The sequence below is a fragment of the uncultured Fretibacterium sp. genome, assembly GCF_938040765.1.
Lineage (GTDB): Bacteria > Synergistota > Synergistia > Synergistales > Aminobacteriaceae > CAJPSE01.
Map to the genome: position 1 here is coordinate 1 of NZ_CALIAA010000076.1, position 9067 is coordinate 9067.

Below are 9067 nucleotides of genomic sequence, written 5' to 3' on the forward strand. Positions count from 1 at the left end.
GACAAGCTGCTCTCTGCCCCTTGACATATCCTCACAATCACTGTAATCTGTATCTACACCGTCTTAAGGGTCGGTAATTTCTTCTGTTTTAGGAGGCTTTTCTTGATGGCTCAGGGTACCGTGAAGTGGTTCAACGAGAGCAAGGGGTATGGTTTCATTACGGCTGATGAAGGTAAGGATGTCTTTGTGCACTACAGCGCTATTCTTGGTGATGGATTCAAAACCCTTGCCGAAGGCCAGAAGGTGTCTTTTGAAATCGTGAACGGCGAGAAAGGTCCCCAGGCAGCCAACGTCGAAAAGCTCTAAGCCACCCTTTCCAAGTTCCAGGCTAACGAAACAAAGAAACGGAGCCCCGGGGGGCTCCCTTTTTATTTGCTCGACATAATCCGCCGCCCCCGCAAGCGGTTCCCCGTTCCCTCCGTTTTTTCAGGAAACGGCCCCCAACTGCGCCATATCCCCCTGCGCGGCAGGGCGTTCGTGGATCTGACGCAGCACCTCGATGGCGACCTCCAAGGCACGTTTGCCGTCCCGTATCCCCACGAGGGGCTGGCGCCTCTCCCTGACGCAGCCGATAAAATGGGCCAGCTCCAGCTTGAGGGGCTCGCTCTTGGGGAAGATCGGCGTCTCCAGGATCTCGGTCTGCCCGTTGGAGTCCCGGACGCACCGATTGATCTGGACGGTCTGCGTCTCGTAGTTCACCGTGATGTGGCGCTGGGGCTCCATGATGTCCAGCTGCCGCTGCTTCTTCTCCGAGACGCGGCTGACCAGGATGTGGGCCATGACCCCGTTCTCGAAGGTGATCTGGGCATCGGCGATGTCCTCGTGGTCCGTATGGACGCACCGCCCCGTCGCCGCGATCCGGGCTATGGGGGACGAGACCAGGGAGAGGACGATATCGATGTCGTGGATCATCAGGTCCAGGACGACCCCCACATCGTTGATGCGCGGGGAGAAAGGCCCTATCCGTTTGGACTCCAGATAGATCGGGGTGTGAACCGTCTGGGAGATATAGCGCACGGCGCTGTTGAACCGCTCGATGTGGCCGACCTGAAGGACTAGGTCCTTCTTCGCGGCGAGCTTCAGCAGCTCCTCGGCCTCATCGGGACGGGTCGTCACCGGCTTCTCCACCAGGACATGGATGCCCGCCTCCATCGCCGCCCTGGCCACATCGAAATGAAGGCTGGTAGGGACGACGATCGAGACCGCATCCGGGGCCTGCCGGGCGATCAGCTCCTCCATCGTGGAATAGGCGGGGACCCCAAGATTCTCGCCTATCAGATGCGCACGCTCCTCGTCCCGATCCACAATGCCGACCAGGCGTGCATCCAAAAGCTCCGTATATACCCGTGCGTGATGCTGCCCCAAATGGCCGACGCCAATCACGCCCACCCTCTTGATCGCCGATTCCATCGCGGTTGTCCTCCAGGATTCGTATGAGACAAAGGAGTCTCGAACGCTCAAGACCTTCGATCCTCAACGAGGCCCCTTTTCTTTTTGCTTCGCTTTTATTATCCCCGTCGGAGACGATTTTGTGGCATATCCCGAAGCAAGTTTCTCCGGAAGGACGAAAAAAACGCCTCAGGCCGGGCGCAGACGGGCGTGAAGGAACATCCTGTCCTCCCGGTCTCCCCCTCTGTAGGAATAACAGACCTCCCGGCGCTCGAAGGTATCCAGACACGAAACGAAGATGCGGTCCTGGTCGATCCCCGACTCCATCAGCTGCAGCCGAATCTCTCCCGCAATGTCGAAATAGAAATGCCCCTCCATCTCACAGACGTTCTCGGCACGGAAGGCCTCGAGGCCCCGGGCCGTCCACTCCTCCATCGTGCGGGGATAATTGCCCCCGCCGATGCAGGGCCCCACCCAGGCGGAGGCCGAGCGCACGGCATCGGCCCCGAAACGTCTGGCCACCTCGTCGAGCCCGGAGCGAACGATGTTCTGCACCGTTCCCTTATAACCGGAGTGCATCAGGAGCACCCAGGGCGTTCCGGCGGCGGCCCATTCCCCGGAGGGCATGACCACCACGGGGGCGCAGTCCGCAAAACGCAGCGACGCCTCCAGGCCGGGACTCGTCAAGAGGACCCCGTCGGCCTTGGGCGTAAGGGGCAGGACGTTTTCCGGCACGGAATCGAGGATCGAGACCCCATGGACCTGATGGGGCGCAACCAGCGGAAGGGGCTCGCCCAGCCAACAGGTCAGGCGCTCCCGAATAACCCCGGCCCTCCCGCCCGAGGCATCCAGCAGCCTCCCCCTCATGAACAGCCGGACCTCCGCAAACGAGACATCCGGCAAGAACTCCAGGGCCGTCTGTCCGTCCCGCTCCGTTACCGCGAAATGATCCGGGGTGCACCGCAGGCGTCTCGACAAGGGATCCATCTTCAACCATCCTTCTCCCGCTTCATTCATTTTTCAGCCCCTGCAGCCTGGGACGAATCCAGCCGATCAGGTAGAGGCTGCCGCAGACGAGGACGACTTCGTTCTCCGCCGCCGCGGCCTCCACGGCGTCGAGGGGGGAATCGAAAGGACATGGGGCGTTCCGCCACGAAAAGCCCTCGGCCGCCTTCAGGAGCCCGGCGGGCTCGAGGCTCCTCGAAAGCCTGGGGACGGCCGTGACATAAAGCGCCGGCGACAGGCCCTGCAGCAGGGAAAGACAGGCTCCGTACTCCTTGTCCCGCATGGCCGCGTACACGATTCCGACCCTGCGGCCCGGCCAGAGTTCCCGGACGCTCTCCACCAGCTTCCGGACCCCGTCCTCATTGTGCCCCCCATCCAGGACGACGAGGGGGGCTTTCCGCACCACCTCCAGGCGGCCCGGCCAGAAGGCGGCCTCCATCCCTTCGCGAACGCTTTCGGGGGTGAGCCGGGGAAAACGATCCCACGTCCGTTCCAGGACCGACAGGGCAAGCGCCGCGTTGGACACCTGATAACGTCCGACCATGCGAATGCGAACATCCCGAAGGGACAGGCTTTTTCCGATAAAATCGAAGGAGCATCCGCAGTCCGTCACACGGACGTTGATCGCCTCGGAATCCTCGGAGACGACGTAGGGCAGGGCTCCCGCCCGGGCACAGAAGGACTTGAAGAGCGGGATCAGCCCGGCATTATCCCCCAGGCAACAGGCCGGAACGCCGGGGCGCACGACGGCGAATTTCTCCCCCGCGATCCTCTCGAGCGTGTCCCCCAGGTATTCGGAGTGATCCCTGGAGATGGAGGCGACGACGGAACAGACGACGTCGCCCAGCAGGTTCGTCGCATCCAGCCTTCCCCCCAGGCCCGCCTCGACCACTGCGACGTCCGCCCGTTCCTCCGACGCAAGGCAAAAGGCCGCCGCCGTGACCATCTCAAAATAAGAGGGGGGATCCGCCTCGAGCGACGAGTCTCCCCTCACGGCATCCACAGTTTTTTGAACCGCAGCCATCCATCGGTCCGCAGCGAGTGGGCGCCCCGCAATCAAAAGGCGTTCCCCGGGGCTCTCCAGGTGAGGGCTGCTGTAAAAGGCCGTCCGGTATCCCGCGGCCCGCAGGACGGACTCCAGAAAGGCGCAGGTCGAGCCCTTGCCGTTCGTCCCAACCACATGCAGGGCCGGATAGTCGTCCTGAGGGTTCCCCAGGAGCTCCAGAAGGCGCCTGACCCGCTCCAGGCCGGGGCGAATCCCCGGGGAGGCCGCAAGGGCCAAAAGCGACTCGACATCGTCGAAGTCCTCCGCCCCCGGGACATGGACCTCTCGAATCATGATGATGCTCGCTCCTTCCTTCTCGGGACGCCTCCGTCAATAAGCGAGCGGAGGGATGGAAAACGCATCGGGGAAACCTTCCTTATGGAGGCGCGAAGCAAGGGTCAACGCATCCTGCCGCGACGAACCGGCCTGAACCACGACCCTGTGGAACCGGACTCCGGACAGGATGGAAACCTTATAGCCGGACTGCGACAGTTTCCGCGAGACCTCGGAAGCGGACTCCTTGGTCGAGAATGCCCCCACCTGCACGCGCCATGGCGGACTCTTTGGATTGGGAGCCTGCTTGGGCGGCGCCGGGGGCGCCGGAGGCGTCACCGGAACCTCGCGCCGCTTGGTCGGGGCAGGCCCGGGTTCAGCCTTACGGGCAGTTCGAGGCGAAGGCGGGGGCGAGGCTTTTGGAGGCTCGACCGGAGTTTTCCGGGACCTGGGGGGCGGCGAGACGACGACATTCACGCGTTTCCCCGCAGGTCTGGGTGCATCAGCATCTTTCTTGGGCGAGACTACCTCTCTTCTGGGCGCTGCCTCTTTTCTGGGCGAGGCTGCCTTTTGGCCGGCCTTTTCGGACGAAACGTCTCCATAAGGGATGGCCAGGACGTCCAGGGTCATGGAGACCCTGCGCTGCCCCAGCGGTTTTCCATTCAACGCCGCATCCGAGGAGGCCCCGGCGAAGGCCGACGAGTCCCCCGTTCCCTCGGGGGACGGAGGAACGACCTTCCGTTCGCCCGTCTCCGCCTGCGCCGCTCCGGGTTCGACAGGCTGGCGGTTTCGTGCCAGGAGTACGGCGTTTCGATCCACGCGGACTCCGCTCACGAAGAACAATTTTCCGGCAACGACCAAGAGGCCGATCGCCACAATACCCACGAACGGCAACATGATATCTCCGAAGGATATCGAGACCCCTCTTCGTTTATAACGCCTGCTTTCTCGTGAAGCCAATAGTCCGACCCCCTCACTCTACGTCGAGAAGCCCGAAGTCCTTACTCCTGCTGGCGCTTCCGGTAGATGGCGGGCAGATCGTAGGCCGTCTTCGGGACCCCTCGAAACAGATCGGTCTCCTCCTCCCCCGGCGCCTGCAGCCGGGCCTCCTCGAAGCCGTTCCCCTCGTTCTTCCTGGAGCTGAAGAGCGAGGAAATCGTCCGAACGGACGGAGAGGGGACTTCCTTCCTGGACTTCTCCACAACCGGCGCCGGCTTGGCCTTGCTCTCCGGGAATCCCGTCGCGATGAGGGTCAGACGGATGGCGTCCCCAACTTCGTCGTCGATGACGTGTCCCCAGATCACCTCGGCAGTGGGATCAGCCGTGGACTTGATGACCTCGGCTGCGCGGGCCATCTCAGCGAGCGTGACGTCGGACCCCGTCGTCACGTTGAAAAGGATCCCCTTGGCGCCCTGCATCGGAACGGACATGAGCGGGGACTTGATCGCCGCCTTGGCGGCCAGCTCGGCACGGCTGTCCCCCTCCCCCACGCCGATTCCCATGATCGCGGACCCCGCGTTGCGCATGACCGTCTTGATATCCGCAAAATCGAGATTGATGACCCCCGGTTTCACGATCAGGTCCGTCACGCCCTGGACGGCCTGACGCAGGACCTCGTCCACCATCTGATAGGCGTCCACCAGCCGCAGCTTCTCGTCGGCCAGTCCCAGAAGCCGGTCGTTCTCGACGACAAGCAGCGCGTCGACGTTGTCCTTCAGGCGGGCGATGCCGTCCTGGGCCGTCAGAAAACGCTTCTGCATCTCGAAGCTGAAGGGAAGGGTCACCACGGCGACGACGAGGATGCCCATCTCACGGGCGATATCGGCGATGACGGGAGCCGCTCCGGTCCCCGTTCCGCCTCCCATGCCCGCCGTGACGAAAAGCATGTCCGCTCCCTCGATGTATTCCTTGATGCGATCCATGGACTCCTTGGCGGCATCCATCCCCACCTGGGGGTTGGCCCCGCTCCGAGGCCGCGGGTCAGCTTCTCACCCAACACGATTTTGTTGGGAGCCTTGTTCAGGGCCAACGCCTTGGCATCCGTGTTGGCCGCGACGAATTCCACGCCCTCCAAACCGGAGTTGATGATGTGGTTCAAAGCGTTGCCGCCGCCGCCGCCCACCCCGAAGACGATGATGTTCTCCCGCTGTTTTATGGAATCAGTAAGCTGAAACATTTGAGTCTGCTCCATCGATAGTCCTCCCTGCCGATCTCCGAATCCGACGTTTGGCCCCGTGCCGCTTCGGCCATTGCCTCCTCGTCAAGAAACACGAATCGTCCTTAAAGTTACGGTTCAGGCACTCGTCAGCCGTCAAAACAGGTCTTTGATGTTTTCCCTTATTTTATCCAGCATATTTTTCATGTTCCATTTAGGCCCCGACGACGGACTTCGATAGGGCTCCACGGGCTCTTTGACCCCGGCCCTCGGCAGCGGGAGCAGCTCCGTCTGCGGCGGTTCGATGAAAAGATGCGGATAACGCCGGTGGTACAGAATATACCTCAGAAGCCCTGCCGCACTGACATAGCTTGGGTCCTCGCGGCCGGGGGGCATGGGGTAGAGCGCCCCTGGGTTTGCGATGCGGACCGGCATACTCAGGATATCGGAGAGCATCTCCCCGATCCCGGGAGTCCCGGCGACGCCTCCGGACAGGACGACACCTCCGGGGAAGAGCTGAGGGTCGCACTCCCGAAGCGCCTCCCGAACATGATCCACAAACAGCTCCTCCACCCTGGCGCAGATCACGTCAAGGGCCAGGCCGACGTCGATCCCCTCGCTCCGAAGCGTCTCCTCCTCCTCGGTGAAAAGGCGTTTCTTGAGGTCCTCCGCCTTCTCCAGCGAGATCCGAAGCACTCCGGCAAGATCGTTCGTGATGTGGTCCCCGCCGATGGGGAAACTCCGAATCTTGAAAGGCCGGCCGGCCTGATAGAGGACGAGGCCCGTCGAACCGCCCCCAATGGACAGGGATACGGTCCCGATGCGCATCTCCTCGTTCGTCAACGCCCCCAGGGAGGAGGCGAGGGGCTTGATGACCAGGCCCTCCACATGTATCCTCGCATCCTCGACGCAGGTAATGACGTTCTGCACATAGGTCTTTGGGACGGAAACGGTCTGAAGCGCCATCTCGAGGCGCATCCCCGTCATATTGAGAGGCTCGTCGACCGAACGGTCGTCCAGAAAATAACGGACCGGGATCGTATGCACGGAGAGCGTGTTCTTGGAGAGGGAAAGCCGACTCTGAGCGGCTTCGATCACCCGATCCAGATCCGGGATCTCGACCCGGCTGGGCTCGCGTCCCCCCAGCGCCACCATCCCCTCCGTCATGACGCTGTTCACCTCCAGGGAGTTGAACGCAACGACGGCCGACGTCAACTCCTGTCCCACGATGTTCTCGGCATCTCTCACCGCGTTCAGGACGGACTCCGTAGCCTCGTTCAAATTGACGATAACGCCCTTTGAGATACCGCGTGAAGGGGAGCATCCCACGCCGATCACCTGGACGGAATCCTGGTAGCGCGGGTCCCTTCCCGCCACGATAACGGTGACTTTCGTGGTTCCAACGCTAAGTCCGACTAAGATGTCCGTCTCCCTATGCAATTATTTCAAACTCCCTTCGTTTGGCCCGCCGGGTAGACTCCGCAACAATATCTTCCCTTCGTAAGTGGCGTCGATCCTGTGATTGCCGGCTTCCTTCGCAAGCTTCTCCAGGATGTCCCCCAACATGGCCCCCAGCTCCTGGCCGCCATATTTGCTCCGTTGTATCAAGAGCTCGAATTTCTGTTTTCCCCTCTCGAGGGTCAAACGGTAGAGTTCGGCCCCGGCCCTGCGGTCCAGGACGATCTCCTTCACGGTGCCGAACCACGGATAATCCTGATATTCCTGCAGAAACGCGGCGACGGCATCGATCGATATCGGGGACGAAAAGACCCCCGACGGCATGGGCCGCACATCGTCGCTCAACGAAGCCAAGTGCCAGACCGGCCCTTTCACCTCCAGGCCCCCGGGCGATTCGCCCGAGTCCGAAGCATCCCACATGCGGCCCTCCCGCGAGATGCACCACAGCCGGCCGCGCCACTGCACCCTCAGCCATGGCTTCAGCCATTTCATCGTGGTGACGAAACGGCCGAACCCGTCCATGCGGGTGGACACGGTCACAGGCGAGGCACGCTCCAGAAACTCCTTCACCCTCTCCGCATCCCGAAGGAAGAAGAGCCAGAAACGCACGCTCCGCGCCGGAAGGATCTTCCAAAAACGCTTCTCCAGAGCCTGATTGTCGGCCTCGATACGGCAGCCCTTCAGCGACATCCACTCGTTGTACTCGTAGAGGCGCCAGACTCCGCCGAGGAACATCACGAACAGAAGAAACTTCATCCGACGCAAAACACCGCTCCCTCAACAAAAAGTTTCCCCGTAAGGACAAGACCGGGGAGCCCGGCTCAATGCGTTCTTCATATCCGGGGCTGGCTCCTCATCCCAGGCAGGTTCCCATCCCAGAAACCGGACCTCCGGCTCGAGCAGGACCCCCGTGCGCTCGAACACCCTGCGCCGACAGGCCCGCAGCAGGGACAGAACATCCCCCGCCGTCGCACGGCCGCGGTTCAGGATGAAGTTGGCGTGACGGTCGGACACGACGGCATCCCCTATGGCCATCCCCTTACAGCCGCAGCGGTCCAGAAGGCGTCCGGCGCTCTCGCCGTCCGGGTTCTTGAAGCTGCAGCCCGCGCTCCTGCCGCCATGAGGCTGTATCCTCCGGGCGGATCGGAAGCGCTCCAGGCTCTCCTCGATCTCGGCCCTGGGGGCCGGGCCCAGGATCATTTTACAGGATAGGAGCAAACGCCCCGGCTCCGAGAGAGAACACCTGCGATAGGAACAGGAGAACTCCTCCGCCCTCCACCTGCGAAGGGTCCCGTCCGGCTCCGCGGAGAGCACCTCTTCGAGCCCGTCGCCGACACTCCGCCCTCCGGCCCCCGCGTTTCCGGCGACGGCACCACCCACGGTCCCGGGGATCCCCAGGGCAAACTCCAATCCCGTCAAGCCCCGTTTTGCCGCGGCAGCCACCAGGGAGGCGAGACCATACCCCGCCTGCACGTCCGCCACAACGCGATCCTCCCGCGGCAGCCACCGGACGGCGCTCCATCGGCGGGTCGAGACGACGACGCCCGGAATCGGTCCGTCCGCGAAGACGACGTTGCTCCCCCCTCCGACGATATGAAAGGGCACGCCTTCCCGATGGGAAAACCGACGCAGGACGAGGAAGTCCTCGAGCTCCGTTGGCTCGGCGTAACACTGCGCCCATCCCCCCACCCCCAGGGTGGAGAGGGCCGACAGGGGCCTGTCCCGTTCCACGGGACAATGCA

The 9067-nt window shown here is 62.6% G+C and carries 8 protein-coding genes and 1 pseudogene; 1 reads left to right on the plus strand and 8 read right to left on the minus strand.

Going from position 1 to position 9067, the window contains the following annotated elements:
• Positions 1–105 precede the first annotated feature (105 nt).
• The gene (locus tag Q0176_RS02850; protein WP_299299065.1) at positions 106–306 is read left to right on the plus strand and encodes a cold-shock protein; all 201 of its coding nucleotides are present in this window, start codon (positions 106–108) and stop codon (positions 304–306) included.
• Between the two features lie 120 nt (positions 307–426).
• Here Q0176_RS02850 and Q0176_RS02855 read toward each other — a convergent pair whose 3' ends face one another.
• The 8 genes and pseudogenes from Q0176_RS02855 to murB form a co-directional block, all read right to left on the minus strand.
• Positions 427–1410, minus strand: coding sequence for a Gfo/Idh/MocA family oxidoreductase (locus Q0176_RS02855; RefSeq protein WP_299299067.1), 984 nt, complete (start codon positions 1408–1410; stop codon positions 427–429).
• 168 nt (positions 1411–1578) lie between these two features.
• Positions 1579–2376: a polyphenol oxidase family protein gene (locus Q0176_RS02860; RefSeq protein ID WP_299299070.1), complete on the minus strand. Its 798-nt coding sequence runs from the start codon at positions 2374–2376 to the stop codon at positions 1579–1581.
• Between the two features lie 22 nt (positions 2377–2398).
• Complete coding sequence (locus Q0176_RS02865) at positions 2399–3733, minus strand: folylpolyglutamate synthase/dihydrofolate synthase family protein (RefSeq protein WP_299299072.1); 1335 nt, start codon at positions 3731–3733, stop codon at positions 2399–2401.
• A 36-nt stretch (positions 3734–3769) separates the two neighbouring features.
• Entirely contained in the window at positions 3770–4609 is an 840-nt protein-coding gene (locus tag Q0176_RS11195) for an SPOR domain-containing protein (protein WP_366797083.1), read from the minus strand.
• A 104-nt stretch (positions 4610–4713) separates the two neighbouring features.
• A pseudogene (gene ftsZ, locus Q0176_RS02870) lies at positions 4714–5903 on the minus strand (cell division protein FtsZ).
• Between the two features lie 120 nt (positions 5904–6023).
• The gene (ftsA, locus tag Q0176_RS02875) at positions 6024–7307 is read right to left on the minus strand and encodes a cell division protein FtsA (protein ID WP_299299074.1); all 1284 of its coding nucleotides are present in this window, start codon (positions 7305–7307) and stop codon (positions 6024–6026) included.
• Entirely contained in the window at positions 7308–8090 is a 783-nt protein-coding gene (locus Q0176_RS02880; RefSeq protein ID WP_299299076.1) for a hypothetical protein, read from the minus strand.
• A gap of 12 nt (positions 8091–8102) precedes the next feature.
• A partial coding sequence (gene murB / locus Q0176_RS02885) for a UDP-N-acetylmuramate dehydrogenase (RefSeq protein ID WP_299299078.1) occupies positions 8103–9067 on the minus strand: 965 nt, incomplete at its 5' end.

Bases quoted from the DNA above. Each gene is read 5' to 3' on its own strand.
- Q0176_RS02850 (WP_299299065.1), top strand. From the start codon at position 106: ATGGCTCAGGGTACCGTGAAGTGGTTCAACGAGAGCAAGGGGTATGGT.
- Q0176_RS02855 (WP_299299067.1), bottom strand. From the start codon at position 1,410: ATGGAATCGGCGATCAAGAGGGTGGGCGTGATTGGCGTCGGCCATTTG.
- Q0176_RS02860 (WP_299299070.1), bottom strand. From the start codon at position 2,376: ATGGATCCCTTGTCGAGACGCCTGCGGTGCACCCCGGATCATTTCGCG.
- Q0176_RS02865 (WP_299299072.1), bottom strand. From the start codon at position 3,733: ATGATTCGAGAGGTCCATGTCCCGGGGGCGGAGGACTTCGACGATGTC.
- Q0176_RS11195 (WP_366797083.1), bottom strand. From the start codon at position 4,609: ATGTTGCCGTTCGTGGGTATTGTGGCGATCGGCCTCTTGGTCGTTGCC.